This is a genomic window from Salmonella sp. SSDFZ54 (assembly GCF_004010735.1).
Classification (GTDB): Bacteria; Pseudomonadota; Gammaproteobacteria; order Enterobacterales; family Enterobacteriaceae; genus Salmonella; species Salmonella enterica.
Window position 1 is genome coordinate 4,114,765 of record NZ_CP034819.1, and the last position, 26,643, is coordinate 4,141,407.

A 26,643-nucleotide genomic window follows, 5' to 3' on the forward strand; every position below is an offset into this window, starting at 1 on the left:
AAGCTATGGCGCCATGGTGTGAAGTCTGCCTGTGGGGTAAGGATATGGGGCAGTGCTGATTGATTTGAAATTGGTGCTTTATGAAGTAATGGTGGTGGGGGAAGGATGACTCAGCGCTGCGCGCTTCGCCCTTCGGGTCGTTGCCTGCGGCAACGCTTTCTCGCTTTCGCTCGAATCGAACCTTAGTCGAAGCTTCTCATCCTTCCCCGTACGGAGAGATATGAGACAGTGTGCTTAACGGGGATAAGATACGCGACGGGAGTGATGGTGGTGGGGGAAGGATGACTCAGCGCTGCGCGCTTCGCCCTTCGGGTCGTTGCCTGCGGCAACGCTTTCTCGCTGCGCTCGAATCGAACCTTAGTCGAAGCTTCTCATCCTTCCCGTACAGAGAGATATAAGGCACTGTGCTTAGCGGGGATAAGATACGCGACGGGAGTGATGGTGGTGGGGGAAGGATTCGAACCTTCGAAGTCGATGACGGCAGATTTACAGTCTGCTCCCTTTGGCCGCTCGGGAACCCCACCAGGGGTAATTCAAATTGTAGGTAAAGCTTGAAGATGGTGGTGGGGGAAGGATTATTCGTCGCTTCGCTCCTCACCCTACGGGCCGTTGCCGTTGGCAACATTCTCTCGCTTTCGCTCGAGTCGAACCTTAATCGAAGGTTCTCACCCTTCCCCGACAAGTGCAAACTTCTGCATTGCTCATCGAGTTAACTACATCGCTGTAGTGAATAATGGTGGTGGGGGAAGGATTCGAACCTTCGAAGTCGATGACGGCAGATTTACAGTCTGCTCCCTTTGGCCGCTCGGGAACCCCACCACGGGATAAATTCATTATGCTGCTTGCATTCTATAGCGGGAAGGATTATTCGGAGCTAAAGCTCCTCACCCTTCGGGCCGTTGCCTGCGGCAACGTTCTCTCACTATTGCTCGAGTCGAACCTTGAAGTCGATGACGGCAGATTTGCAGTCAGCTCCCTTATGAACGCTCGGGAACCCCACCACGGGGTAATGCTTAATACTGGCCCGCTTCCTTTTGGGAAGCGGGGCGCATCATATCAAATGACACGCCGCTGTAAAGCATTCCTTTGCCTGAAATGAACTGTTTGCGTACTTTTCATCCGTAACGGATTAAAGCTAATCAATTCATATTACTGACGATTAAAGAATAATCGTCCGATTGCCGTAAACAAAGACCCGCTGCGCCAGAACCTGATACAGCGCGCGGCTTAATACGTTTTTCTCAACGTCGCGCCCGGCACGCATCATATCTTCTGCGGTGTAGGTGTGATCGACATGAATCACGTCCTGCATAATGATTGGGCCTTCATCCAGATTATCATTCACATAGTGCGCGGTAGCGCCGATGATTTTCACGCCGCGCTCATAGGCCTGATGATAAGGACGCGCGCCGATAAACGCCGGCAGGAATGAGTGGTGGATATTGATAATTTTGTTCGGGAAGCGCGCCACAAAACCTGGCGTCAAAACACGCATATACTTGGCCAGCACTACATAGTCCGGTTGATGGGCATCAATGGCGTCCGCCATCTTCGTGTCATGCTCTTCACGCGTTAATCCCTCATGGCTGACCAGTTCGAAAGGGATCTCAAAACGTTCAACCAGCGAGCGTAACGTTTCATGGTTGCCAATGACCGCGGCGATTTCAACATCCAGCCCGCCATAGTTGGCTTTCATCAGCAGGTCGCCCAGACAATGCGCCTCTTTGGTAACCAGAATCACTACCCGACGGCGTCCGGCGGGATTGAGTTCACGAACAGAGCCTTCCGGTAAGGCGCTGTCCAGATCGGCCAGAAGAGTGGAATCATTGAAGATGCCTTCCAGCTCGGTCCGCATAAAAAAGCGTCCGGTGCGATGGTCCACAAATTCATTGTTTTGCACAATATTAAGCTCGTGCTTATAGCAAATGTTGGTAATCCGCGCGATAAGGCCTTTTTGATCGGGACAAATAGTACGCAGAACTTTACGTTGTAGTGATTGCATTGCCGGAAAAATCCTGTTGAGAGTGTTTGCTGTATCGATACTGTCAGGCGTCACTGGCCGCAGCACTTTTTAAATTTTTTGCCTGAACCGCACGGGCAGGGATCATTTCGACCCAACTGCGGGCGGGTACCGTCAATATAATACCACTGACCGTTTTCTTTGATAAAACGAGAACGTTCGATAATCGCCCCGGTTTTCCCTTGTTCGGAAAAACGCGCGATAAAACTAACATACCCTGTATTTTCTGCTTCTGACCAGGTATGTTCAAAAATAGTCAGGCCGAGCCACCTGGTATTGGCAAATCCAGCGATGATATCATCACGAAACGCGGCCGCATTGCAGGTTGGATGCCAGCTCTTAATTAAGTAATCTGCGTCTTTCATCACAAAAGCGCAGTAACGAGAGCGCATGAGATGTGACGGATCGGGTGCTACTCGTTCTCCGGACACAATACGACCACAACATAGGCTATACTCGTCAGCGCTACCACAGGGACAAGGCTGAGACACAATAATCTCCCTGAATATAAAAAACGGCGTTGAACGCCAGGGTGGCATTATGTTAACTGAGCAGTGGCGATGTTGCTACGTCTTGAAGCCAGGGGAAGTCGTTAAGTACGATGAGAAAAATGAAAATAGGGCTGGCGCTGGGATCTGGCGCAGCGAGAGGATGGTCTCATATTGGGGTCATCAAAGCCCTCAAGCAAACAGGCATTGATATTGATATCGTTGCAGGATGCTCAATAGGTTCACTGGTCGGCGCCGCGTATGCCTGTAATAAATTATCGGCGCTTGAACAGTGGGTATGTTCATTCCGCTACTGGGATGTTTTACGCCTGATGGATGTATCCTGGGGCAGAGGAGGGTTGCTTCGCGGCGAACGCGTATTTAATCACTATCGGGATATTATGCCCGTCACGGATTTTGACCACTGTTCAAGACGTTTTGGCGCGGTCGCGACGAATCTTAGCACTGGACGAGAGCTATGGTTTACTGAAGGCGATCTACACCTTGCCGTACGCGCGTCGTGCAGTATGCCAGGGCTGATGTCTCCGGTTGAGCATAACGGTTACTGGCTGGTAGATGGCGCAGTCGTTAATCCGGTACCTGTTTCGTTAACCAGGGCGCTGGGGGCCGATATCGTTATTGCGGTAGACCTGCAACATGATGCCCACCTCATGCAGCAAGATTTACTCTCTGTAAATGTCGGGAATATCAATGAAGAGAGCGATGATGCGCTGCCCTGGCATAAGCGTTTAAAAGAACGTTTCAGTAGCCTGACTTCACGCCGTGGCGTGAGTTCGCCTGGGGCAATGGAAATCATGACAACCTCCATTCAGGTGTTGGAAAATCGTCTTAAACGTAACCGTATGGCTGGCGATCCGCCTGATATTCTCATTCAACCATTCTGTCCGCAAATCTCTACGCTGGATTTTCATCGCGCCCATGCCGCTATTGCGGCGGGTCAGTTAGCCGTAGAGAAAAAGATGGACGAACTTATACCCTTGGTGCGTACCGACGTTTAATGTACCTTTTACGATCACTTAAGCAAATTCTGACAGGCGCAAGCGGCAATACCATGCCACTATTGATTAAAGCCAGTCAGGGGAGAGAACATGACGCAGCCATTGGTCGGAAAACAGATTCTTATTGTTGAAGACGAGCCTGTATTTCGCTCGCTTCTGGATTCGTGGTTTTCCTCTTTGGGAGCGACAACGGCATTGGCAGGCGACGGGGTGGATGCCCTGGAGTTGATGGGGCGTTTTACCCCTGATCTCATGATATGTGATATCGCGATGCCGAGAATGAACGGTCTCAAACTGGTAGAAAACTTACGTAATCGCGGAGACCAGACGCCTATTCTGGTTATTTCCGCAACAGAAAATATGGCGGATATCGCCAAAGCGTTACGCCTTGGGGTTGAAGATGTCCTGCTGAAGCCGGTAAAAGATCTCAACCGCTTGCGGGAAACCGTATTCGCTTGCTTATACCCTAATATGTTTAACTCGCGGGTTGAAGAAGAAGAACGCCTGTTTCGTGACTGGGATGCAATGGTGAGTAATCCAACCGCCGCAGCACAATTGTTGCAGGAATTGCAGCCCCCGGTACAGCAGGTGATTTCCCATTGCCGCATTAATTATCGGCAGCTCGTCTCCGCCGATCAGCCTGGACTGGTGCTGGATATTGCGCCGCTATCTGATAACGAACTGGCATTTTATTGCCTGGATGTCACCCGGGCGGGCGATAACGGCGTGTTAGCCGCATTGTTGCTGCGGGCGCTATTTAACGGCTTATTGCAGGATCTGCTCGGCCAACAAAAGCACCGTTTACCGGAGTTAGGCGCGCTATTAAAACAGGTAAATCATCTGCTCAGACAAGCCAATTTACCTGGGCAATTCCCGCTATTTGTCGGCTACTATCACAGTGAGCTCAAAAATTTGATTCTCGTCTCCGCCGGATTGAACGCCACCTTAAATACGGGCGCTCATCAGGTTCAAATTAGCAGCGGCGTGCCGCTAGGAACATTGGGTAACGCCTACCTTAACCAATTAAGCCAGCGTTGCGACTCGTGGCAGTGTCAAATATGGGGCGCAGGAGGGCGTCTGCGATTGATGTTGTCTGCGGAATGACCAAACGGAAGAGTGAGCGGAAATTGCTTTACCGGCCTTTCCCGACGAGTGTTACTATCTGCGGCAGATTTATAAGTATTTGTCTTAATTATACCAATATAAGTCCTTTTTGGACCTGAGGCTTGTTCTGGTACTGATATACTGGAACACGATACAGATTAATGAACACGTTCAATACATGAACAGTCCAGGAGAATTTTAAATGGCTGCCCTTAATTCGAAAGTCAAAAAAGCCGTTATCCCGGTCGCGGGATTGGGAACCAGGATGCTGCCAGCGACCAAAGCTATCCCGAAAGAGATGCTGCCGCTGGTTGATAAGCCATTAATTCAGTACGTCGTGAACGAATGTATCGCTGCTGGCATTACTGAAATCGTGCTTGTTACGCACTCGTCTAAAAACTCTATTGAAAACCACTTTGATACCAGTTTTGAGTTGGAAGCGATGCTGGAAAAACGCGTTAAGCGTCAGCTTCTGGAGGAGGTTCAGTCTATTTGCCCTCCGCATGTCACTATTATGCAGGTACGTCAAGGGCTGGCAAAAGGCCTGGGCCATGCCGTATTGTGCGCGCATCCCGTTGTCGGAAACGAACCTGTCGCTGTTATTCTGCCAGACGTTATTCTTGACGAATATGAGTCCGACCTGTCTCAGGATAACCTGGCTGAAATGATCCGCCGTTTCGACGAAACCGGCAATAGCCAGATTATGGTTGAGCCAGTAGAAGATGTGACTGCATACGGCGTGGTCGATTGCAAAGGCGTTGAGCTGGCGCCGGGCGAAAGTGTGCCGATGGTTGGCGTGGTTGAAAAACCAAAAGCGGATGTCGCGCCGTCTAACCTTGCGATTGTCGGGCGTTATGTGTTGAGCGCGGATATCTGGGCGTTGCTGGCGAAAACCCCTCCGGGCGCCGGGGATGAAATTCAGTTGACCGATGCTATCGATATGCTGATCGAAAAAGAAACGGTTGAAGCCTACCACATGAAGGGTAAAAGCCATGACTGTGGTAATAAGTTAGGATATATGCAGGCATTCGTTGAATATGGCATCCGTCATAATTCGCTGGGTGCTGAATTTAAAGCCTGGCTTGAAGAAGAAATGGGTATTAAGAAGTAACGATACGTTATAAATTTTTTAACAGAAGCGCTGGTAAATCCGGCGCTTTTTTTATGCCTGGGGTCGTCAGCGGAGAACTCAGGCAAAAAAAATCCCGCCAGCGGCGGGATTTTAAGCATCCAGGAAGTAAATTATTCCTTGATCAGGAAATCTTCCAGTTGCTTACCTTGTTCTTCCATTGCTTTTTTGATTACAGCCGGTGTACGACCCTGGCCAGTCCAGGTTTTAGTTTCACCGTTTTCGTCAACATAGCTATATTTAGCCGGACGAGCTGCACGTTTAGCTTTGGTACCGGATTTAGCGGCAGCCATGCTATTCAGCAGTTCATTCGGGTCAATGCCGTCGGCAATTAACATTTCACGATACTGTTGCAGTTTACGAGTGCGTTCTTCCACTTCAGCAGCAGCAGCGCTTTCTTCTTCACGACGCTCATTAACGACAACTTCTAATTTTTCCAGCATTTCTTCAAGCGTTTCCAGAGTACATTCTCTTGCCTGCGCACGAAGAGTACGGATGTTGTTCAGAATTTTAAGTGCTTCGCTCATTGTAGTAATCTCAAACTTATATTGGGGTGGTTTGTTGAGCTAATAATAGAGCGATAAATTCAGTTGTGCAATAGCCAGGAATGTAAGGAATTCAAAATTACGCTTTATTAAGCACACGTTTTAATTATCTCAACTTAAATTTTCCTTGAGGCGCCGCACAAAAAAGAGCTTATTGGCAGGGGGGATACTCACCGTCTGTCGCTAAAAATTTAGGAGTCAGGTCACATTTTATCATGATGAAATACGATCTCATTGCAGAGATATCAATCTCTTGTATTAGCTTTCCTTACAAGAAACCCCTATTACTTTGCATCGGGTATGAGTAACGGTAACAATAAGTACAAGGTTTTCATATTGGCGGGTGATGATAAGCATTGTTGATGAATTTTAACGGCATAATTTGTGAAGGAATGTGTATATACCCTTCATACTTCAAGTTGCTTATGCGTTGGCTACGCTCGCTCACTCCAGTCACATAGTTATCTATGCTCCTGGGGACTCACTCCCTTGCCGCCTTTAAGCAACGCGAATTATTTTGGGTATAGTGAGCGATGTTTGTACAATTCTTAATACTCACCGGAGCGCGAGCCGCGCCGTCGCGTCGGTAAATTATGGTACAATCCCGCCAATCTTTATTTCACTCAGGTGAGGTCCTGCGACCAATGGCACAGCTATATTTCTACTATTCGGCAATGAATGCGGGTAAGTCGACTGCACTGCTGCAATCTTCATACAATTATCAGGAACGCGGGATGCGTACCGTCGTATATACGGCGGAAATCGACGATCGTTTCGGCGCAGGCAAAGTCAGTTCTCGTATCGGTTTGTCGTCGCCGGCAAAATTGTTTAACCAAAATACATCCTTGTTTGAAGAGATTCGTGCCGAGAGCGCGCGGCAGACAATACATTGCGTGTTAGTCGACGAAAGCCAGTTTTTGACTCGCCAGCAGGTTTATCAATTATCCGAGGTTGTCGACAAATTAGATATTCCAGTACTTTGCTATGGGCTACGAACAGACTTTCGTGGGGAGCTCTTTGTCGGTAGCCAATACTTGCTGGCATGGTCAGATAAGCTGGTGGAATTAAAAACTATCTGTTTCTGCGGTCGTAAAGCCAGTATGGTGCTGCGCCTTGATCAGGACGGCAGGCCTTATAACGAAGGCGAACAGGTGGTTATTGGCGGGAATGAACGCTACGTTTCAGTTTGCCGTAAGCATTATAAGGACGCGTTGGAGGAGGGCTCACTGACGGCGATTCAGGAGCGTCATCGGCACATATGATACCGAGGTAACGATCGGCTTATAAAACGCCCTGTAGCGCTTTGGAGGTCATTATTCAGGCCTCCTGACGAAGGGCGTGCCGTGAGCACGTAGGCCAGATGATCAGCATAGCGCCTTCAGGCATCAGATAAACAGGTAAAACAAAAAAACGGCCTCAATTGAGGCCGTTATTGTCATGCTAAAGCAGATAACGAATTAAGCGGATTTTTTCGCTTTTTTCTCTGCTTTCGGTGCGGCAACGACGTCTTTCTTCGCTGCAACTTCACCTTCGGTGAAATCACGACCGTAGTAGGTATCCAGCAGAATCTGTTTCAGTTCGGAGATCAGCGGATAACGCGGGTTAGCGCCGGTGCACTGGTCATCGAAGGCATCTTCAGACAGTTTGTCAACGTGGGCCAGGAAGTCAGCTTCCTGCACGCCTGCTTCACGGATAGACTTAGGAATGCCCAGCTCAGCTTTAATGCTTTCCAGCCATGCCAGCAGTTTTTCAATCTTAGCGGCGGTACGGTCGCCCGGCGCGCTCAGGCCCAGGTGGTCAGCAATTTCAGCGTAACGACGGCGTGCCTGCGGACGATCGTACTGGCTGAAAGCGGTCTGCTTGGTCGGGTTGTCATTCGCGTTGTAGCGGATAACGTTACAAATCAGCAGGGCGTTCGCCAGACCGTGCGGAATGTGGAACTGAGAGCCCAGTTTGTGCGCCATGGAGTGACATACACCGAGGAAGGCGTTGGCAAACGCGATACCGGCGATAGTCGCTGCACTGTGAACACGTTCACGCGCAACCGGGTTTTTAGACCCTTCGTGGTAAGACGCCGGCAGGTTTTCTTTCAGCAGTTTCAGGGCCTGCAGAGCCTGACCGTCAGAGAACTCAGAAGCCAGTACGGAAACGTAAGCTTCCAGGGCGTGAGTTACCGCATCCAGACCACCGAACGCACACAGGGACTTCGGCATATCCATCACCAGGTTGGCGTCGACAATCGCCATATCCGGGGTCAGGGCGTAGTCAGCCAGCGGATATTTCTGACCGGTTGCATCGTCGGTCACAACCGCAAACGGTGTGACTTCAGAACCGGTACCGGAAGTGGTGGTGACGGCGATCATTTTCGCTTTCACGCCCATTTTCGGGAACTTGTAGATACGTTTACGGATGTCCATAAAGCGCAGCGCCAGTTCTTCGAAGTGAGTTTCCGGGTGTTCGTACATGACCCACATGATTTTCGCGGCGTCCATCGGGGAACCGCCGCCCAGCGCGATAATCACGTCCGGTTTGAAGGAGTTAGCCAGCTCAGCGCCTTTGCGAACAACGGAAAGCGTCGGGTCGGCTTCAACTTCGAAGAAGACTTCGGTTTCAACGCCAGCCGCTTTCAGCACAGAGGTGATCTGGTCTGCGTAGCCGTTGTTGAACAGGAAGCGGTCAGTCACGATGAGCGCACGTTTGTGGCCATCAGTAATCACTTCATCCAGCGCGATGGGCAAAGAGCCACGGCGGAAGTAGATAGATTTCGGAAGTTTGTGCCACAACATGTTTTCAGCTCGCTTAGCAACGGTTTTCTTGTTGATCAGGTGTTTCGGACCAACGTTTTCAGAGATGGAGTTACCACCCCAGGAACCACAACCCAACGTCAGGGAAGGTGCGAGTTTGAAGTTGTACAGGTCACCGATACCACCCTGAGAGGCCGGGGTGTTGATCAGGATACGCGCGGTTTTCATCATCTGACCGAAGTAAGCAACGCGTTCTGGCTGGTTATCCTGGTCAGTGTACAGGCAGGAGGTGTGACCGATACCGCCCATAGCGACCAGTTTTTCTGCTTTTTCTACCGCTTCTTCGAAATCTTTCGCACGATACATCGCCAGAGTCGGAGACAGTTTTTCGTGTGCGAACGGTTCGCTTTCATCAACGACCGTAACTTCACCGATCAGAATCTTGGTGGTTTCTGGTACGGAGAAGCCTGCCAGTTCAGCGATTTTGTAGGCTGGCTGACCGACGATAGCGGCGTTCAGAGCGCCATTTTTCAGGATAACGTTTTGAACCGCTTTCAGCTCCTGGCCCTGCAGCATGTAGCCGCCGTGGCTGGCGAAACGTTCGCGAACGGCATCATAGACGGAATCAACAACGACAACAGACTGTTCAGAAGCACAGATTACGCCGTTATCAAAGGTTTTAGACATCAGAACAGACGCCACAGCGCGTTTGATATCCGCAGTTTCATCAATGACAACCGGAGTGTTGCCTGCGCCTACGCCGATAGCCGGTTTACCGGAGCTGTATGCAGCTTTAACCATGCCTGGACCGCCAGTGGCGAGGATCAGGTTAATATCCGGGTGGTGCATCAGCGCATTAGACAGTTCTACGGAAGGTTGATCGATCCAGCCAATCAGATCTTTCGGCGCACCGGCAGCGATAGCCGCTTGCAGAACGATGTCTGCCGCTTTGTTGGTTGCCTCTTTAGCGCGCGGATGCGGAGAAAAGATGATGGCGTTACGGGTCTTCAGGCTAATCAGCGACTTGAAGATCGCGGTAGAGGTTGGGTTAGTGGTTGGAACGATACCGCAAATAATGCCGATAGGTTCAGCAATGGTGATGGTCCCGAAGGTGTCGTCTTCAGACAGCACGCCGCAGGTTTTTTCATCTTTATAAGCATTGTAAATATATTCAGAAGCGAAGTGGTTTTTAATCACTTTGTCTTCCACGATGCCCATACCGGATTCGGCGACGGCCATTTTGGCCAGCGGAATGCGGGCATCAGCGGCTGCCAGAGCGGCGGCGCGGAAGATTTTGTCGACCTGTTCTTGAGTGAAACTGGCATATTCACGCTGGGCTTTTTTTACACGCTCTACGAGTGCGTTAAGTTCAGCGACATTAGTAACAGCCATAATGCTCTCCTGATAATGTTAAACTTTTTTAGTAAATCATCTGCGCGATACGTGAGTATAGACAGATCGACGATACTTTGTATAAATGCCTGAAATTCAGGTGGTTACTTAACGTCCGTTTCGCTCTGATTTACTAAAAGAGCTTCTGCGTTAGTATCATTTAACTCTAACGCGTTACGTCCAGGTGGCGTAAGCAAGATTACTCACTTCTGAGTAGCGATTGTGTGATCTAAATCAAGATTACGCAAAGCTGACACCTTTCAGCAGGCCATTTTAGCCTTTTATGTAAATTGTTAAGAAATCGTTATCATGAAGAGTAAGTGGATTAGCATAACGAGTACATATAAATAACAGCGATGAATGGATGAAATTAGGTGTAGATAAGAGGTGAACTATGCGAATAAAAGGCGTATCTTCTGCGCGTTTTGATCATTAACGAACATTGACTTCATCCGGCTAACGCTTCGGAGCTAACCGTGATTCAACCGCTTTTTGATTTTCCTGTTTACTTTAAGTTCTTTATCGGGCTCTTTGCGCTGGTTAACCCGGTGGGGATTATCCCCGTTTTCATCAGCATGACCAGCTACCAGACGGCCACGGCGCGTAATAAAACTAACCTCACCGCGAATCTGTCGGTTGCGATTATCTTGTGGAGTTCCTTATTCCTCGGCGATGGCATCCTGCAGCTGTTTGGTATTTCTATTGACTCGTTCAGAATTGCGGGCGGTATTCTGGTTGTCACCATTGCAATGTCGATGATCAGCGGGAAGCTGGGGGAAGATAAACAAAACAAGCAAGAAAAGTCAGAGACGGCCATACGCGAGAGCATTGGCGTTGTGCCGTTAGCGCTGCCGTTAATGGCGGGGCCTGGGGCGATTAGCTCCACTATCGTCTGGGGGACGCGTTATCACAGCATCGCGCATTTGCTTGGTTTTTCAGTTGCCATTGCGCTTTTTGCGCTTTGCTGCTGGGGCGTGTTCCGTATGGCGCCGTGGCTGGTTCGTTTGCTGGGGCAAACCGGTATCAACGTTATTACCCGAATCATGGGGTTGTTGTTAATGGCGCTCGGCATCGAATTTATTGTCACAGGAATAAAAGGCATTTTCCCCGGCTTGCTCAACTAAACTCCCACCTGTTGATTTACAGGCGGCGCCGTAAGGGGGCCGCCTTGTGACATTCCCAGTGACATTCCCACGTAACACTTCTTACTTTGATAAGCATTCAGCGTTTAAATGATAAAAAATACTAATATAATTTAACGCTATTTATTTTTATTAATCAAACTATTATGAACATTACTGAGTCCGTGAGAAGCGGTAGGTCTGTTATTTTATTCACACCATACTCTGGGGCTTGATGAAGGATTATTGAAATGTTATTAGTTGTTTCAGCTCCATCGTAGATGAATGTGCTAAATAATGAGCATTTGTTAAATTTGTGTGTGTTTTCTGGCGCAGGCATAACCTACGATGCGACAGAGAAATATTTTTCTTTCAACTTATTGATTATAAAGAATAAATAAAATATTTTTAACATTCTTTAACTGTTTTTCTGAGCAGGAAATTTTCCATAAAAGAGAATTGGTTAACAAAATTGTAAAATGAATTGGCGGTTCAGAAACGCATTTGATACTTTTCGGCCAAACATTTTGCAGAAGATTTCACATTGTTGATAACTATTTTCATTTAGATGGTTGTCAGAAATAACATGCGACGTGGGAAGGTACGTCGTATACCGAATCGACGACAGGCGATCGAACGAATCGTCAGAATAAATAAAGTCGGTGATAGCAAAAGCAGTGACAGACCTGGCAGTACACCACCAGTGCTGTACAGGACCCCTGACGGGATTAAACAGGCTGGTAAAAACCAGTAATTATAATGAGTGGAGTACAAACACAATGTCTAACATCACGAAAAAAAGTTTGATTGCAGCGGGAATACTCACTGCGCTCATCGCCGCCAGCGCCGCGACTGCGGCAGACGTGCCCGCCGGCGTTCAGTTAGCCGACAAGCAAACGTTGGTACGTAATAACGGATCAGAAGTGCAGTCTCTCGACCCGCATAAAATTGAAGGCGTGCCGGAATCGAACGTCAGCCGTGACCTCTTCGAAGGCTTATTAATTAGTGATGTCGAGGGGCATCCTTCACCGGGCGTCGCGGAAAAATGGGAAAATAAAGATTTTAAAGTCTGGACATTCCATCTACGTGAAAATGCGAAATGGTCAGATGGTACGCCCGTCACCGCCCATGATTTCGTTTATAGCTGGCAACGCCTGGCCGATCCTAATACGGCATCGCCGTACGCCAGCTATCTGCAATACGGTCATATCGCTAATATCGATGACATTATCGCCGGTAAAAAACCCGCCACCGATCTGGGGGTAAAAGCGCTTGATGATCACACCTTTGAAGTGACCTTAAGTGAGCCGGTGCCTTATTTCTACAAATTGTTGGTCCACCCTTCAGTGTCTCCTGTACCGAAATCGGCGGTCGAAAAATTTGGCGATAAATGGACACAACCAGCCAATATTGTCACTAACGGCGCTTATAAGTTAAAAAACTGGGTGGTGAACGAACGTATCGTGCTGGAGCGTAACCCGCAATACTGGGATAACGCCAAAACCGTCATCAATCAGGTAACTTATTTGCCGATCTCTTCGGAGGTGACGGATGTCAACCGCTACCGCAGCGGCGAGATCGATATGACTTATAACAATATGCCGATCGAATTATTCCAGAAACTGAAGAAAGAGATCCCGAATGAAGTCCGCGTAGACCCTTATTTGTGTACCTATTATTACGAAATTAATAATCAAAAAGCGCCGTTTAACGATGTCCGCGTGCGTACCGCGCTGAAACTGGCGTTAGATCGCGACATTATTGTTAATAAGGTTAAAAATCAGGGCGATTTACCCGCTTATAGCTACACGCCGCCGTATACCGATGGCGCAAAACTGGTAGAGCCTGAGTGGTTCAAATGGTCCCAGCAAAAGCGTAATGAAGAAGCGAAGAAATTGTTGGCTGAAGCCGGCTTTACGGCGGATAAGCCCTTAACATTCGACCTGCTGTATAACACCTCCGATCTGCATAAAAAACTGGCCATTGCCGTGGCGTCTATCTGGAAGAAAAATCTGGGCGTCAATGTGAATCTGGAGAATCAGGAATGGAAAACCTTCCTGGATACCCGTCATCAGGGCACCTTTGATGTCGCCAGAGCCGGGTGGTGCGCAGATTATAATGAACCGACCTCGTTCCTGAATACCATGTTGTCCGACAGTTCAAATAACACCGCGCATTATAAGAGCCCGGCGTTTGATAAGCTGATTGCCGACACGCTGAAAGTGGCGGACGATACGCAGCGCAGCGAACTCTACGCTAAAGCGGAGCAGCAGTTAGATAAAGACTCGGCTATTGTGCCGGTGTATTACTACGTTAACGCGCGCCTGGTGAAACCTTGGGTGGGCGGGTATACCGGTAAAGACCCGCTGGATAATATTTATGTGAAAAACTTATATATTATCAAACATTAATGGCAAGACATGGGACAACTGCGGTTGTCCCATGGTGTCTTTTTTCATCGCACTATAACTTTCCCTGGCGGATCTTTTGTCACGTCCGGGAAGTAAAGGCACAGGCCAGAAGGTACGGGCAATGTTGAAATTTATTTTACGCCGCTGTCTGGAAGCGATTCCGACGCTGTTTATTCTTATTACCATCTCTTTCTTTATGATGCGCCTCGCGCCGGGGAGTCCTTTTACCGGCGAGCGCGCATTGCCGCCGGAAGTGCTGGCCAATATTGAAGCAAAATATCATCTGAACGATCCCATCATGACGCAGTACTTCAGCTACCTGAAGCAGCTGGCGCATGGCGATTTTGGACCATCGTTTAAATATAAAGATTACACGGTCAACGATCTGGTTGCCGCCAGCTTCCCCGTTTCGGCGAAACTTGGCGCCGCCGCTTTTTTGCTGGCGGTCATTATTGGTGTCAGCGCTGGCGTGATTGCTGCGCTAAAGCAAAATACGCGATGGGATTATACGGTGATGGGATTTGCCATGACCGGCGTCGTTATCCCCAGTTTTGTGGTAGCGCCGCTACTGGTGATGGTCTTTGCAATAACCTTGCAATGGCTGCCTGGCGGCGGCTGGAACGGCGGGGCGTTGAAATTTATGATCCTGCCGATGGTCGCGCTTTCACTGGCCTATATTGCCAGCATCGCTCGTATTACGCGCGGCTCAATGATTGAAGTTCTGCATTCGAACTTTATTCGTACCGCGCGGGCAAAAGGATTACCGATGCGCAGAATCATCTTCCGCCATGCGTTAAAACCTGCGCTGCTGCCGGTTTTATCCTATATGGGGCCAGCCTTTGTCGGCATTATTACCGGCTCAATGGTGATTGAAACGATTTATGGCTTACCGGGCATTGGGCAGCTTTTCGTTAATGGCGCGCTCAACCGCGATTACTCGCTGGTGTTAAGTTTGACCATTTTAGTTGGGGCGCTGACCATATTGTTTAACGCCATTGTCGATGTGCTCTATGCCGTTATCGACCCGAAAATTCGCTATTGATACTGGAGCTCGCGATGATGTTAAGTAAGAAAAACAGCGAGACGCTGGAAAATTTCAGTGAAAAGCTGGAGGTGGAAGGTCGCAGCCTTTGGCAAGATGCCCGCCGACGCTTTATGCATAACCGTGCGGCGGTGGCCAGTCTTATTGTCCTGTTTCTGATAGCCCTGTTCGTGACAGTGGCGCCTATGCTGTCGCAATTTACCTATTTCGATACCGACTGGGGCATGATGTCCAGCGCGCCGGATATGGCGTCCGGTCACTATTTCGGCACTGACTCTTCCGGGCGCGATCTGTTGGTGCGCGTTGCCATCGGCGGGCGTATCTCATTAATGGTCGGGATTGCCGCCGCGCTGGTGGCGGTCATTGTCGGAACGCTGTATGGCTCGCTGTCCGGCTATCTGGGCGGCAAAATTGATTCTGTGATGATGCGGTTGTTGGAGATCCTCAACTCGTTCCCGTTTATGTTCTTTGTGATTTTGCTGGTGACGTTTTTTGGGCAGAACATTCTGTTGATTTTCGTCGCCATCGGCATGGTCTCCTGGCTTGATATGGCGCGTATCGTGCGTGGCCAAACCCTAAGTCTTAAACGTAAAGAGTTCATCGAAGCCGCGCAGGTGGGTGGTGTGTCGACCGCCAGCATTGTGATCCGCCATATTGTGCCTAACGTCCTGGGCGTAGTGGTAGTGTATGCATCGTTGCTGGTGCCCAGCATGATTCTGTTTGAGTCTTTCCTCAGTTTCCTGGGGCTTGGGACGCAGGAACCGTTAAGCAGTTGGGGAGCGTTGTTGAGCGATGGCGCAAATTCAATGGAAGTCTCACCGTGGCTGCTGCTGTTTCCGGCTGGCTTTCTCGTGGTGACGTTATTCTGTTTTAACTTTATTGGCGATGGCCTGCGTGATGCCCTCGACCCGAAAGATCGTTAAGGAGTACAGCCATGAGCTTATCAGAAACCGCAACTCAGGCGCCGCAATCGGCGAATGTACTGCTGGAGGTAAACGATCTTCGTGTTACGTTCGCTACGCCTGATGGCGATGTGACGGCGGTCAACGATCTGAACTTTACGCTTCGCGCTGGAGAAACGTTAGGTATTGTTGGCGAGTCTGGATCGGGGAAATCACAAACGGCGTTCGCATTAATGGGACTGCTGGCGACGAATGGTCGAATCGGCGGTTCCGCGACCTTTAACGGACGTGAAATTCTTAATCTACCTGAGCGCGAACTGAATACGCTGCGCGCAGAACAGATTTCGATGATTTTTCAGGACCCGATGACCTCGCTAAATCCTTATATGCGCGTTGGGGAGCAGTTAATGGAAGTCCTGATGCTGCATAAAGGGATGAGCAAAGCGGAAGCTTTTGAAGAGTCCGTCAGAATGCTGGATGCCGTAAAAATGCCGGAAGCGCGCAAACGGATGAAAATGTACCCGCACGAATTTTCCGGCGGAATGCGTCAACGTGTGATGATTGCGATGGCGCTGTTGTGCAGGCCAAAACTGCTTATTGCCGATGAGCCTACCACCGCGCTTGATGTTACCGTGCAGGCGCAGATTATGACCTTGCTTAATGAGCTAAAGCGCGAATTTAATACCGCCATTATCATGATTACCCACGATCTGGGCGTGGTCGCGGGTATTTGCGATAAGGTCCTGGTAATGTATGCCGGGCGTACCATGGAATACGGTAAGGCGCGCGATGTCTTTTATCAGCCCGTTCATCCGTATTCGATAGGCCTGCTTAATGCGGTGCCGCGTCTGGATAGCGAGGGGGCGGAAATGCTGACGATTCCGGGCAATCCTCCCAATTTATTGCGTTTGCCTAAAGGGTGTCCATTCCAGCCGCGTTGTCCTCATGCGATGGAGATCTGCAATAATGCGCCGCCACTTGAAGCGTTCAGTCCTGGTCGCTTGCGCGCCTGTTTTAAACCGGTGGAGGAACTGCTATGAATGCTGTGATTGAACAACGTAAAGTTCTCCTCGAAATCGCCGATCTGAAAGTACATTTTGATATCAAAGAAGGGAAGCAGTGGTTCTGGCAACCGCCGAAAACCCTGAAAGCGGTGGACGGCGTTACGCTACGCCTGTATGAAGGCGAAACGCTGGGCGTGGTGGGCGAATCCGGCTGCGGCAAGTCGACGTTTGCGCGCGCCATTATTGGTCTGGTGAAGGCGACAGACGGTAAAGTCGCCTGGCTGGGAAAAGATCTGTTGGGCATGAAAGCGGATGAGTGGCGCGAAGTGCGCAGCGATATCCAGATGATTTTCCAGGACCCGCTGGCGTCACTCAACCCGCGAATGACGATTGGCGAAATTATCGCTGAACCGCTGCGCACTTATCATCCTAAACTTTCGCGCCAGGACGTGCGTGACCGCGTGAAAGCCATGATGCTGAAAGTGGGGCTGTTGCCGAATCTCATCAACCGTTATCCCCATGAATTTTCCGGGGGGCAGTGCCAGCGCATCGGTATCGCCCGGGCATTGATCCTGGAACCTAAGCTCATTATTTGCGATGAGCCGGTGTCGGCGCTGGACGTTTCTATTCAGGCGCAGGTGGTGAATTTGCTCCAGCAGTTACAGCGAGAGATGGGGCTGTCGTTGATTTTTATTGCGCACGATCTGGCGGTCGTAAAGCACATATCCGATCGTGTCCTGGTGATGTATCTCGGTCATGCAGTAGAATTGGGCACCTATGATGAGGTGTACCATAATCCACTGCATCCTTATACCAAAGCGCTGATGTCGGCGGTACCGATTCCCGATCCCGATCTGGAGCGAAATAAGAAGATACAATTGCTGGAGGGCGAATTACCTTCGCCCATTAACCCGCCTTCCGGCTGCGTGTTCCGTACACGCTGTCCGCTAGCCGGGCCAGAATGCGCGCAAACGCGACCGGTGCTGGAAGGGAGTTTTCGCCATGCCGTTTCCTGCCTTAAAGTAGACCCGTTATAATCGCAAGGGCTGACAATTCGTCAGCCCTTCTTTTAGGTGAGGTTACCGTGTCACTTTCTTTGTCGTCGGTTCGCCGTCGTCTTTATCATAATCTGTTCGATTTGACTACGCGCTCAGGTCGCCGTTTTGAAGGGTTATGCGCGCTGTTTGCGCTGCTTAGCGTACTGGTCATTTTTGTTGAATCAGGCGTAGGAACGGAATATCACCTGACATTTGATGAATGGCATATTTTTGTCTGGCTGGAGCTCTGCGTTACCCTGATATTTACCGGTGAATACTTGCTCAGACTGTTTAGCTGGCCCGAACCGGCAAAATACGTTTTTAGTTTCTGGGGATTTATTGATCTGGTGACGATTTTGCCGCTGTACGTCATGTGGCTGTGGCCGGAAATTAGCCTGAACTATATGTTTGCCTGGCGTGCAATGCGAGCGATTCGCGTGCTGCGTATTCTTAAACTGCTACGCTTTATGCCATCTCTGCGGGTATTCTGGAGCGCCATTATTAGCGCGCGTCATCAGCTTATTCTGTTCTATTCATTTATTGCGATCGTGATGATTATTTTCGGTGCCCTGATGTATCTTATTGAAGGACCGAAATATGGCTTTACGACGCTTAATGCCTCGGTGTATTGGGCGATAGTGACAGTCACAACCGTGGGGTACGGTGATATTACGCCGCATACGCCGCTGGGACGTATTGTCGCGTCGGTGCTTATTTTGATTGGTTATTCGGTGATTGCGATTCCTACAGGACTGATTACCACGCACATGAGCAGCGCGTTTCAAAAACGTCACTGGCAGCGAAAATGTCCGCAGTGCCAGCAAAGTCAGCATGAACATAGCGCGCAATATTGTAACCGATGCGGCAGTAAGCTACCGGATTAAACAGGCTTGCCGGAGGGCGCAATCAAACGCCATCCGGCCTGAACCGCTTATTCGCGCCAGAGAATATGGCACAGCTTGTGGTCCTTTTCCCGGCACAGCAGAACGCGGGCAAAAATGTCGTTAATTTCGCCGTCTTCGGTATCCGCCAGGCCAATCACCACCTCGGCAAAAAAGTCTGGATTCAGGTCAAAATCGACGTGCTCTTGCCAGTCTTCAGCGGGATCAAACAACTCCGCGCCGCCGCGCTCCTCGAATTGCAAATTGAACAGAATGATATCAGCCGGATCAAGATTATCCGCCGCCAGCTCAAGAAAAATATCGTAAGCCTGCTCAAGCGTTTCGTCTTCAGTCAGGCGATTGTTCAGATCCATTTCCATAGTGACTACCTGTTTACTCATGTTGGTCACGTTTTACAGCAATGGGCTAAAGAAGTAAAACAATCGCTCGGTAATACGCTGCCATAACGGACGTTTTACCCACAAACGCGCATCTAACAGGCGGGAGCGCGAAATATAATCGTCCTGTACCGCAGCCAGATCGGCGCCGAAACCCGTATCATCAATGACCAGCGTAATCTCGAAATTAAGCCACAGGCTACGCATGTCGAGATTCACGGTACCGACCAGGCTCAGTTCGCCATCGACCAGCACGCTTTTGGTATGCAACAGCCCGCCTTCGAACTGATAGATTTTCACGCCCGCCGCCAGTAACTCGCTGAAAAAGGCGCGACTGGCCCAGCCGACGAGCAGTGAATCATTTTTACGGGGCAGGATAATACTGACATCCACGCCGCGCTGCGCAGCGGTACAAATGGCGTGCAGCAGATCGTCGCTGGGGACGAAATATGGCGTGGTCATAATTAAATATTCGCGCGCAGCATAGGTGGCGGTTAATAGTGCCTGGTGAATGAGATCTTCCGGAAAACCAGGACCGGAAGCAATGGTATGAATGGTATGCCCGCTGGCCTGCTCAAACGGCATAATATTCACGTCCGGCGGGGGAGGCAGAATGCGTTTACCCGTCTCGATTTCCCAATCGCAGGAGTAAACAATCCCCATTGCTGTCGCCACGGGGCCCTCCATCCGCGCCATCAAATCGACCCATTGCCCAACGCCGGCATCCTGTTTGAAAAAACGCGGGTCCACCATATTCATACTGCCGGTATAGGCGATGTAATTGTCAATCATCACCATTTTACGGTGCTGGCGAAGATCCATACGGCGTAAAAAGACGCGCATCAGATTCACCTTCAGCGCCTCTACGACTTCAATGCCAGCGTTACGCATCATGGCCGCCCAGGGGCTGCGGAAGAAAGCGACGCTACCCGCGGAATCCAGCATAAGCCGGCAGTGGATGCCGCGGCGGGCGGCGGCCATTAACGATTCAGCGACCTGATCCGCCATGCCGCCTGGCTGCCAGATGTAAAACACCATTTCGATATTGTGCCGCGCCAGTTGGATATCGCGAATAAGCGCCTGCATGACATCATCGGAGTCGGTAAGCAATTGCAACTGGTTGCCTTTGACGCCCGCAATCCCCTGACGTCGTTCGCACAGCTTAAACAAGGACGATGCGACGCTACTGTTTTCTTGCGCGAAAATGTGTTTGCAGGCTTTGAGGTCATTCAACCATTTGGCGGTAGACGGCCACATGGCGCGGGCACGCTCGGCGCGACGTTTGCCTAAATGCAATTCGCCCACGGACAAATAGGCGATGATCCCGACCAGCGGAAGGATATAGATGATTAACAACCAGGCCATTGCGGAGGGAACTGCGCGCCGTTTCATTAGAATACGTAATGTGACGCCGGCAATGAGAACCCAGTATCCCAAAATGACCAGCCAACTCACCACGGTGTAGAAGGTTGTCATAACTTTAAAAATCCTTTAGAAAGCGTGTTGTTAAGAGTTTACGCGTCAGGATTCACATGGCAAATAAAAACACGGGAAAAGCGCTGGTCTGCATCCGGCGAGGGGGTATAATGGCGCTTCTGTTACAGTGAGAGTCGTAAACATGAAGCGTAGTAGAACGGAAGTGGGGCGCTGGCGAATGCTACGTCAGGCGAGCCGCCGTAAAGCGCGTTGGCTTGAAGGGCAATCACGCCGTAATATGCGTATCCATACTATCAGGAAATGCATCTTTAATCGTCAGCGTAATTCATTACTCTTTGCGATTCACGGTGTGTGAGCCAGAAAGGGCACCGTATGCGGTGCCCAACAGGCCATCCTTTTCAAAAGATCTTCTTATACGGTTTGACCGAAACCTGCGCATAGACGCCCGCTGCGACGTAGGGGTCCGCATCAGCCCAGGATTGCGCCGCTTCTAAAGATTCAAATTCAGCAATCACCGTTGACCCGGTAAATCCGGCTACCCCAGGATCGTTACTGTCCACTGCGGGCATCGGCCCGGCAGTTAATAATCGCCCTTCATCATGCAGAAGTTGCAGGCGCGCCAGATGCGCGGGCCGTACCGAGAGGCGTTTTTCAAGCGAGTTGGCATTATCCTGAGCGTAATTAACATACAGCACGGGTAGAGCTCCTTAATCGGTAAAAGTTGCTGATTACGTTATTGGAAAGGGCATTTAACTGCAATGTAAAGATACCGACTTTGTTAAACATGCACATTTTGTGTGGTGTTTTTGCGCGATATCATCTTTTAAATGTCGCTATCGGCAATGCCTTATTGAATATGATTGCTATTTGCATTTAAAATTCAGCTCTGGTTTTTCAACTGAAACGATTATGACTTCAATGACCCTTGATTTACCTCGTCGCTTTCCCTGGCCGACACTCCTTTCCGTAGGCATTCATGGTGCTGTAGTGGCAGGTTTGCTCTATACCTCGGTACATCAGGTTATTGAATTGCCTGCGCCAGCGCAGCCTATCACGGTGACAATGGTTTCACCCGCCGACCTGGAGCCGCCCCAGGCGGTTCAGCCGCCGCCGGAGCCGGTGGTTGAACCCGAACCGGAGCCAGAGCCGATCCCTGAACCGCCTAAAGAAGCGCCCGTGGTGATTGAGAAACCCAAACCTAAGCCAAAACCCAAGCCGAAGCCGAAACCGGTGAAAAAGGTTGAAGAGCAGCCGAAGCGCGAAGTCAAACCGGCCGCGCCGCGTCCTGCCTCACCGTTTGAAAATAGCGCCCCGGCGCGGCCAACAAGCAGCACCGCGTCGGCGACCAGCAAGCCGGCGGTGAGCGTGCCCACTGGACCTCGCGCTCTGAGCCGTAACCAGCCGCAGTATCCGGCGCGAGCACAGGCGTTACGTATTGAAGGCCGCGTAAAGGTGAAGTTTGACGTGACCTCTGCTGGGCGAGTGGAAAATGTACAGATTCTGTCCGCGCAGCCAGCCAATATGTTTGAGCGTGAAGTTAAGAATGCGATGCGCAAATGGCGCTATGAAGCAGGCAAGCCGGGTTCCGGGCTGGTGGTCAATATTATCTTCCGTCTGAACGGTACGGCGCAGATTGAGTAATCTCTGGCGCCGCCAGCCAGGAATATACCATCACCTGCTGGCGGCGTAAGCGGGTATACTTAACCCTGAACCGGGAGCGGGCGAGGTTTACCGTCCGGATCGACGGCAACATAAATAAACAGCGCCTCGGTGGCCTTGTAGCGCTGTCCAATCGGTTCTGACGCGACTTTTTTCACCCAGACTTCAATATTGATGCTAATAGACGTCGTACCGCGTTTAACGCAGCGCGCGTAGCAGCATACGACATCGCCAACCGCGACGGGGCGCAGAAATGTCATTCCTTCCACGCGTACGGTTACAACCCGACCGTGCGCGATCTCTTTGGCCAGTATCGCGCCGCCAATATCCATTTGCGACATCAGCCAGCCGCCAAAAATATCGCCGTTCGCATTGGTATCGGCAGGCATGGCCAATGTACGTAAAACCAGCTCGCCCTGAGGAGTATTATCCATTGTTGTCATTGTAAAACCGACTATCAGAAAAAATTACAGCCGCGATGCTACTATGAATTTTGTGTGGAGAATAGTGGGAATAAAGGTACTGACGGGAAAGCGCAGGGCGTAAAGGCGGAGAAAATATCGCCAGGCGTTCGCAGTCTGGCGATGATAAGTCACGGGAGGGTTATGATTTATCTTCCTGTGGCAGATGCCGGTAGATATAGACGCCGCTCAGCAGGGTAAAAATGAGCGTCAGCGCCGTGAGTCCAAAGACCTTAAAGTTGACCCAGATATTTTGCGGCAACCAGAAGGCGATATAAATGTTAGCCAGACCGCACGCAATAAAAAACAGCGCCCACGCCAGGTTCAGCTTTGACCAGACCTGCTGCGGCAACGCCAGTTCTTTACCTAACATACGTTGGATTAACGGTTTTTTCATCACCCACTGGCTTATTAACAGCGCGCCGGCGAACAGCGCATAAATAACCGTCACCTTCCATTTAATAAATTCATCGTTATGGAAGAAGAGCGTCAGACCGCCGAAGACGGCAACCAGAACAAAGGTAATCAGCGCCATCTTCTCTATTTTCCGATAGCGCACCCAGCTATAAATCAGCACGATTGCCGTCGCGACAATCAGTGCGGAGGTCGCCGCATAGATGTCATAAAGTTTATAAAACGCAAAAAAGACAACCAGCGGTAAAAAATCCAGAAACTGCTTCATTCTTCGATTCCATCATCAACGAGCGTCGAATGCGCCGCGTAACGGCGCATTGCGGATTATTGGCGAATCAACATATACAGGCGGAATAAGTAGATAAGCAATACTGCGGAAATCAGATTGCTCAACGTATTCGCCAGTACAGCGCCTACATTTGGGGTCAGTACAGCGAAGCTGGGCGCGAACAGCAATAGCAATGTTTTAGCCAGTAACCAGCCTATCACCGCGGGCGCGACCAGTTTCATGTTAGACCAGGCTAAACGCATACTGCTGCGCATTGCGGCAAACACGCCCATTTTCTCTTCAACCAACATCACTGGCGCAAGCGCCAGCACAATGGCCATAATAATCCCCGGAACGACAATCAGCATTATACCGATTTGCACTAACAGGGTAGTCAGAAAAATGAGAATAAACAGTTTAGGCAATGCAGGGGCGCTGGCGCCGATAGCGCGCAGCGCGCTAACCCGATGTCCCGCTGAAACTAACTGAATCATCAGGATGATACCGCCGGCCAGAATAGCGTTGCCGATAAGCCCGGAAAACGTCGAGGCGGCAGAGGCGCGCAACAGGATCTGCTGCTGCTCCGGCGTCATATTTTGTACCAGCTCAAACAGGCCAGCGCTGCCTGCCAGATGTTCTCCTTCACTGAGTTGCGCGATTTGCGCATCGCTGGGTGAAAAGGCATGACCTAAGACCACCGTGATAAATGCGCACAGCAACGAAACCAGCAAGATAGTAATAAATTGATTTCGGAAAAAATTTCCGGCGTCACGGTAAACGGACTTCGCCGTGATAGACATGCACTCTCCTTGAGTTTTGCAGGTGTTAATTTGCGGGCAATTGTACCCTGGATAACTCTACAGTGGCAGCATCAGCAGTTGTATGGAAAAGCATATCTTTGTAAAGCGGCGGTAATCCGTATCGCGCGCGGGCGCGATTACACGCCTCATTCACTTCGCCTCCTTCGCCCGATATCGAAAATTCGCGACAGGTTGAAGGGCGGTTTTCATAAATAGCGCAACTGACGTTTTCACCCGGCGTGCCAATTAGCGCTTTACAGTGCGGCTGTTTTTGGTTGGTGCCGGCCATACAACGTAAAAAAGGGGTAACAGGCTCGGTTAATGACGCCGGAACGCGTCCGCTGGCGTCGTCGCCTTCCGCCCAATAAAAGGAGACACGAAAATAGGCACAACAGGCACCGCATGTCATGCATGGGTTAAGAACGCTCATGATTCACCTGCAAAAAACTCACGTATCAATAGATTACAACGGAAATTAATCTGTCCCGCAGTGTTCGCGAATCTTAACGCCACGCGCCATTGCGGGACATTGATTACCTTAGCCAGCCTTTATCGCCAGGGCAACAGGAGCAGACAAATATTTGCATAGCGTGAATATGTCAAAATTGATCTGAATTCCTATAACCAGGATTTTCAATACAAGTTCTAAATTAATCTGGATCAATAAATGTTAAATTATAAGAACAAATGTGATCTGTGTTAGATCACTTATTACTTCATTGTGGGTATATTCATCACGCTTTTATAACCATAACGATGGAGCGGGTATGAAAAAATTTACAGTGGCGGCACTGGCGTTAACAACTCTTCTCTCAGGCAGCGCGTTCGCGCACGAAGCCGGAGAATTCTTTATGCGTGCAGGTCCGGCAACCGTCAGACCTACAGAAGGGGCGGGTGGTACGCTGGGGCATTTAAACGGGTTTGATGTGAGTAATAACACGCAACTCGGCCTGACATTCACTTACATGGCGACGGACAATATCGGGGTTGAATTGCTGGCGGCTACGCCGTTCCGCCATAAGGTGGGTACGGGCGCGACGGGCGATATCGCCACGGTCCACCTGTTACCGCCAACGTTAATGGCGCAGTGGTACTTCGGCGATTCCAGCAGCAAAGTGCGTCCTTATGTCGGCGTGGGGGTGAACTACACCACCTTCTTCGATAACGACTTTAACGATAATGGTAAAAAGACCGGGCTGTCCGATCTGAGCTTTAAGGATTCCTGGGGCGCGGCAGGGCAAGTTGGGGTAGATTACCTGATTAACCGCGACTGGTTAATTGGCGCCTCTGTCTGGTACATGGATATTGATACTACCGCCAATTATAAAATGGGCGGCGTGGCAGCAGCATGACAGCGTGCGTCTGGACCCATGGGTATTTATGTTCTCGGCAGGCTATCGTTTCTAATCGCGTGATGTTGTGACGAAAAAAGACCCCGCCAGGCGGGGTCAAAAAAGGACATGACACACGGATTTTACTTGTCGGAACTCACTTGTCTTCTTTCGGTTCGCCGCAGCCTAGTTCTGCGCCAGTGAGAGGATCAACGGTGGGGTCCGATTTCGTTCTTTCTGCCATCGCTTTGAGCAGCGCCAACTGCTCGCGCGGCAATTTCACTGTCGCCAGGCCATCGCCGCCATCAACAGCAGGCATCGGTTCTGCGACATAGTTGAAGTTCTCATCACTATTCCAGCTACCTCGCGGATCGTCGCCTTGCGACATGTTGTAGTACACGTCGGTATACTGTTCTACCGGCGGTAATTTACCCGGCGGGAAGTTGTTACGAATCGAATACAGCGCCTTTTCAAAAGAGAGCTGGTGTGCGACTTCACGGGTCATTAAGAAACTGAGCGTGTCTTTTACGCCAGGATCATCGGTCAGATTAATCAGGCGTTCATAAATAATCTTCGCTCGCGCCTCTGCCGCGATGTTTGAGCGTAGATCGGCTGTAACTTCGCCGATAGTATCAATATAAGCCGCGGTCCACGGTACGCCGCCGGAGTTTGTTAACGCAGGGCCGCCGCCATACAGCAGAGAGGTGATATGGCTGTCATTACCATTCTGCGTCAGCGAGCGATAAAGTTCCGCTTCGCTTTCGGTGCCTTCCGCCAGCTCGCCTTTAGCGCCTTTATTAAGCATTCCTACCAGTGAGCCGATAATTTCCAGATGACTCAGCTCCTCGGTGGCGATGTCCATTAACATCTCTCTACGACCGGCATCATCATCGCTTAAACCTTGCGTGAAGTAGCGGCAGGCGGCCGCCAGTTCGCCCTGCGGGCCGCCAAACTGTTCCAGCAGCAGGTTCGCTAATCCAGGATTAGGTTCGCTCACTCGCACAGTATATTGAAGTTGTTTTACGTGTCGAAACAT

At 50.2% G+C, this 26,643-nt stretch carries 25 protein-coding genes, 2 tRNA genes, 4 other RNA genes and 1 pseudogene; 14 read left to right on the plus strand and 18 right to left on the minus strand.

From position 1 onward, the window contains the following. Positions 1-89: 89 nt before the first annotated feature. From EOS97_RS20400 to EOS97_RS20435, 8 genes are all read right to left on the minus strand, one after another. Positions 90-221: non-coding RNA, RtT sRNA (locus EOS97_RS20400), on the minus strand. A gap of 44 nt (positions 222-265) precedes the next feature. Next, a non-coding RNA gene (locus EOS97_RS20405) (RtT sRNA) lies at positions 266-396 on the minus strand. A 43-nt stretch (positions 397-439) separates the two neighbouring features. Then, positions 440-524: transfer RNA gene (locus EOS97_RS20410), tRNA-Tyr, on the minus strand. Between the two features lie 34 nt (positions 525-558). Then, a non-coding RNA gene (locus tag EOS97_RS20415) (RtT sRNA) lies at positions 559-690 on the minus strand. A 44-nt stretch (positions 691-734) separates the two neighbouring features. Further along, positions 735-819 (minus strand) — tRNA-Tyr (locus EOS97_RS20420). Between the two features lie 28 nt (positions 820-847). Then, positions 848-989, minus strand: a non-coding RNA gene (locus EOS97_RS20425) — RtT sRNA. Positions 990-1,159: 170 nt separating this feature from the next. Then, positions 1,160-2,002 (minus strand): formyltetrahydrofolate deformylase, encoded by an 843-nt coding sequence (gene purU / locus EOS97_RS20430; RefSeq protein ID WP_001191156.1) that lies wholly within the window; start codon positions 2,000-2,002, stop codon positions 1,160-1,162. Positions 2,003-2,052: 50 nt separating this feature from the next. Then, entirely contained in the window at positions 2,053-2,511 is a 459-nt protein-coding gene (locus EOS97_RS20435) for a YchJ family protein (protein ID WP_001540172.1), read from the minus strand. Positions 2,512-2,621: 110 nt separating this feature from the next. Between EOS97_RS20435 and rssA the strand changes: the two genes are divergently transcribed. The 3 genes from rssA (at position 2,622) to galU (ending at position 5,742) form a co-directional block, all read left to right on the plus strand. Continuing rightward, entirely contained in the window at positions 2,622-3,527 is a 906-nt protein-coding gene (gene rssA / locus EOS97_RS20440; RefSeq protein WP_001230575.1) for a patatin-like phospholipase RssA, read from the plus strand. A 90-nt stretch (positions 3,528-3,617) separates the two neighbouring features. After that, positions 3,618-4,631, plus strand: coding sequence for a two-component system response regulator RssB (gene rssB / locus EOS97_RS20445; protein ID WP_023166002.1), 1,014 nt, complete (start codon positions 3,618-3,620; stop codon positions 4,629-4,631). 202 nt (positions 4,632-4,833) lie between these two features. Continuing rightward, positions 4,834-5,742, plus strand: a complete 909-nt coding sequence (gene galU / locus EOS97_RS20450) for a UTP--glucose-1-phosphate uridylyltransferase GalU (protein ID WP_000729450.1) — start codon at positions 4,834-4,836, stop codon at positions 5,740-5,742. Between the two features lie 131 nt (positions 5,743-5,873). Here the strand turns inward: galU and hns are convergent, their stop codons facing one another. Then, positions 5,874-6,287 carry a histone-like nucleoid-structuring protein H-NS gene (gene hns, locus EOS97_RS20455; protein WP_001287383.1) on the minus strand — a complete coding sequence of 138 codons (414 nt, stop codon included), beginning with the start codon at positions 6,285-6,287 and terminating at the stop codon, positions 5,874-5,876. A gap of 662 nt (positions 6,288-6,949) precedes the next feature. Here hns and tdk point away from each other — a divergent pair. Continuing rightward, positions 6,950-7,567: a thymidine kinase gene (gene tdk, locus EOS97_RS20460; RefSeq protein ID WP_000068097.1), complete on the plus strand. Its 618-nt coding sequence runs from the start codon at positions 6,950-6,952 to the stop codon at positions 7,565-7,567. Between the two features lie 195 nt (positions 7,568-7,762). On the opposite strand, the gene adhE is transcribed toward tdk, so the two are convergent. Further along, complete coding sequence (gene adhE, locus EOS97_RS20465; RefSeq protein ID WP_000301678.1) at positions 7,763-10,441, minus strand: bifunctional acetaldehyde-CoA/alcohol dehydrogenase; 2,679 nt, start codon at positions 10,439-10,441, stop codon at positions 7,763-7,765. A 476-nt stretch (positions 10,442-10,917) separates the two neighbouring features. On the opposite strand from adhE, the gene EOS97_RS20470 reads away from it, so the two are divergent. The 7 genes from EOS97_RS20470 to EOS97_RS20505 all read left to right on the plus strand — a co-directional run bounded on the left by EOS97_RS20470 (position 10,918) and on the right by EOS97_RS20505 (position 18,842). Beyond that, positions 10,918-11,565, plus strand: coding sequence for a YchE family NAAT transporter (locus EOS97_RS20470; RefSeq protein ID WP_000615840.1), 648 nt, complete (start codon positions 10,918-10,920; stop codon positions 11,563-11,565). Between the two features lie 776 nt (positions 11,566-12,341). After that, positions 12,342-13,973, plus strand: coding sequence for an oligopeptide ABC transporter substrate-binding protein OppA (gene oppA / locus EOS97_RS20480; RefSeq protein ID WP_001521098.1), 1,632 nt, complete (start codon positions 12,342-12,344; stop codon positions 13,971-13,973). A gap of 121 nt (positions 13,974-14,094) precedes the next feature. Then, positions 14,095-15,015, plus strand: coding sequence for an oligopeptide ABC transporter permease OppB (gene oppB / locus EOS97_RS20485; protein ID WP_000911097.1), 921 nt, complete (start codon positions 14,095-14,097; stop codon positions 15,013-15,015). 14 nt (positions 15,016-15,029) lie between these two features. After that, positions 15,030-15,938, plus strand: coding sequence for an oligopeptide ABC transporter permease OppC (gene oppC, locus EOS97_RS20490; protein ID WP_000979653.1), 909 nt, complete (start codon positions 15,030-15,032; stop codon positions 15,936-15,938). Between the two features lie 11 nt (positions 15,939-15,949). Beyond that, entirely contained in the window at positions 15,950-16,957 is a 1,008-nt protein-coding gene (locus tag EOS97_RS20495) for an ABC transporter ATP-binding protein (protein WP_000058861.1), read from the plus strand. Further along, the gene (gene oppF / locus EOS97_RS20500) at positions 16,954-17,958 is read left to right on the plus strand and encodes a murein tripeptide/oligopeptide ABC transporter ATP-binding protein OppF (RefSeq protein ID WP_000994698.1); all 1,005 of its coding nucleotides are present in this window, start codon (positions 16,954-16,956) and stop codon (positions 17,956-17,958) included. The genes EOS97_RS20495 and oppF overlap by 4 nt, the downstream gene beginning before the upstream one ends. Before the next feature lie 47 nt (positions 17,959-18,005). After that, complete coding sequence (locus EOS97_RS20505) at positions 18,006-18,842, plus strand: ion transporter (RefSeq protein ID WP_000059074.1); 837 nt, start codon at positions 18,006-18,008, stop codon at positions 18,840-18,842. A 47-nt stretch (positions 18,843-18,889) separates the two neighbouring features. Here the strand turns inward: EOS97_RS20505 and EOS97_RS20510 are convergent, their stop codons facing one another. Next, the gene (locus tag EOS97_RS20510) at positions 18,890-19,219 is read right to left on the minus strand and encodes an HI1450 family dsDNA-mimic protein (RefSeq protein WP_000425070.1); all 330 of its coding nucleotides are present in this window, start codon (positions 19,217-19,219) and stop codon (positions 18,890-18,892) included. Positions 19,220-19,252: 33 nt separating this feature from the next. Then, complete coding sequence (gene cls / locus EOS97_RS20515) at positions 19,253-20,713, minus strand: cardiolipin synthase (protein ID WP_000206886.1); 1,461 nt, start codon at positions 20,711-20,713, stop codon at positions 19,253-19,255. A 142-nt stretch (positions 20,714-20,855) separates the two neighbouring features. Between cls and EOS97_RS20520 the strand changes: the two genes are divergently transcribed. Further along, the gene (locus tag EOS97_RS20520) at positions 20,856-21,029 is read left to right on the plus strand and encodes a YciY family protein (RefSeq protein WP_001531561.1); all 174 of its coding nucleotides are present in this window, start codon (positions 20,856-20,858) and stop codon (positions 21,027-21,029) included. A gap of 43 nt (positions 21,030-21,072) precedes the next feature. Here EOS97_RS20520 and EOS97_RS20525 read toward each other — a convergent pair whose 3' ends face one another. Then, entirely contained in the window at positions 21,073-21,369 is a 297-nt protein-coding gene (locus EOS97_RS20525; RefSeq protein WP_127836189.1) for a YciI family protein, read from the minus strand. 223 nt (positions 21,370-21,592) lie between these two features. Here EOS97_RS20525 and tonB point away from each other — a divergent pair, with 223 nt between their 5' ends. After that, positions 21,593-22,315: a TonB system transport protein TonB gene (gene tonB, locus EOS97_RS20530; protein ID WP_001517937.1), complete on the plus strand. Its 723-nt coding sequence runs from the start codon at positions 21,593-21,595 to the stop codon at positions 22,313-22,315. Between the two features lie 59 nt (positions 22,316-22,374). Here tonB and yciA read toward each other — a convergent pair whose 3' ends face one another. The 4 genes from yciA to EOS97_RS20550 all read right to left on the minus strand — a co-directional run bounded on the left by yciA (position 22,375) and on the right by EOS97_RS20550 (position 24,706). Next, the gene (gene yciA / locus EOS97_RS20535; RefSeq protein WP_000210317.1) at positions 22,375-22,776 is read right to left on the minus strand and encodes an acyl-CoA thioester hydrolase YciA; all 402 of its coding nucleotides are present in this window, start codon (positions 22,774-22,776) and stop codon (positions 22,375-22,377) included. A 160-nt stretch (positions 22,777-22,936) separates the two neighbouring features. Beyond that, positions 22,937-23,476, minus strand: a complete 540-nt coding sequence (locus tag EOS97_RS20540) for a septation protein A (protein WP_000808682.1) — start codon at positions 23,474-23,476, stop codon at positions 22,937-22,939. A gap of 56 nt (positions 23,477-23,532) precedes the next feature. Continuing rightward, positions 23,533-24,276, minus strand: coding sequence for a YciC family protein (locus EOS97_RS20545; RefSeq protein WP_000028508.1), 744 nt, complete (start codon positions 24,274-24,276; stop codon positions 23,533-23,535). A 25-nt stretch (positions 24,277-24,301) separates the two neighbouring features. Continuing rightward, on the minus strand, positions 24,302-24,706 hold the full coding sequence (locus EOS97_RS20550; RefSeq protein WP_000114955.1) for a YkgJ family cysteine cluster protein: 405 nt from the start codon (positions 24,704-24,706) through the stop codon (positions 24,302-24,304). A 337-nt stretch (positions 24,707-25,043) separates the two neighbouring features. Between EOS97_RS20550 and ompW the strand changes: the two are divergent. Further along, positions 25,044-25,683: pseudogene (gene ompW, locus EOS97_RS20555) on the plus strand (outer membrane protein OmpW). 81 nt (positions 25,684-25,764) lie between these two features. Here ompW and EOS97_RS20560 read toward each other — a convergent pair. After that, on the minus strand, positions 25,765-26,643 hold the full coding sequence (locus tag EOS97_RS20560; protein WP_000488353.1) for a manganese catalase family protein: 879 nt from the start codon (positions 26,641-26,643) through the stop codon (positions 25,765-25,767).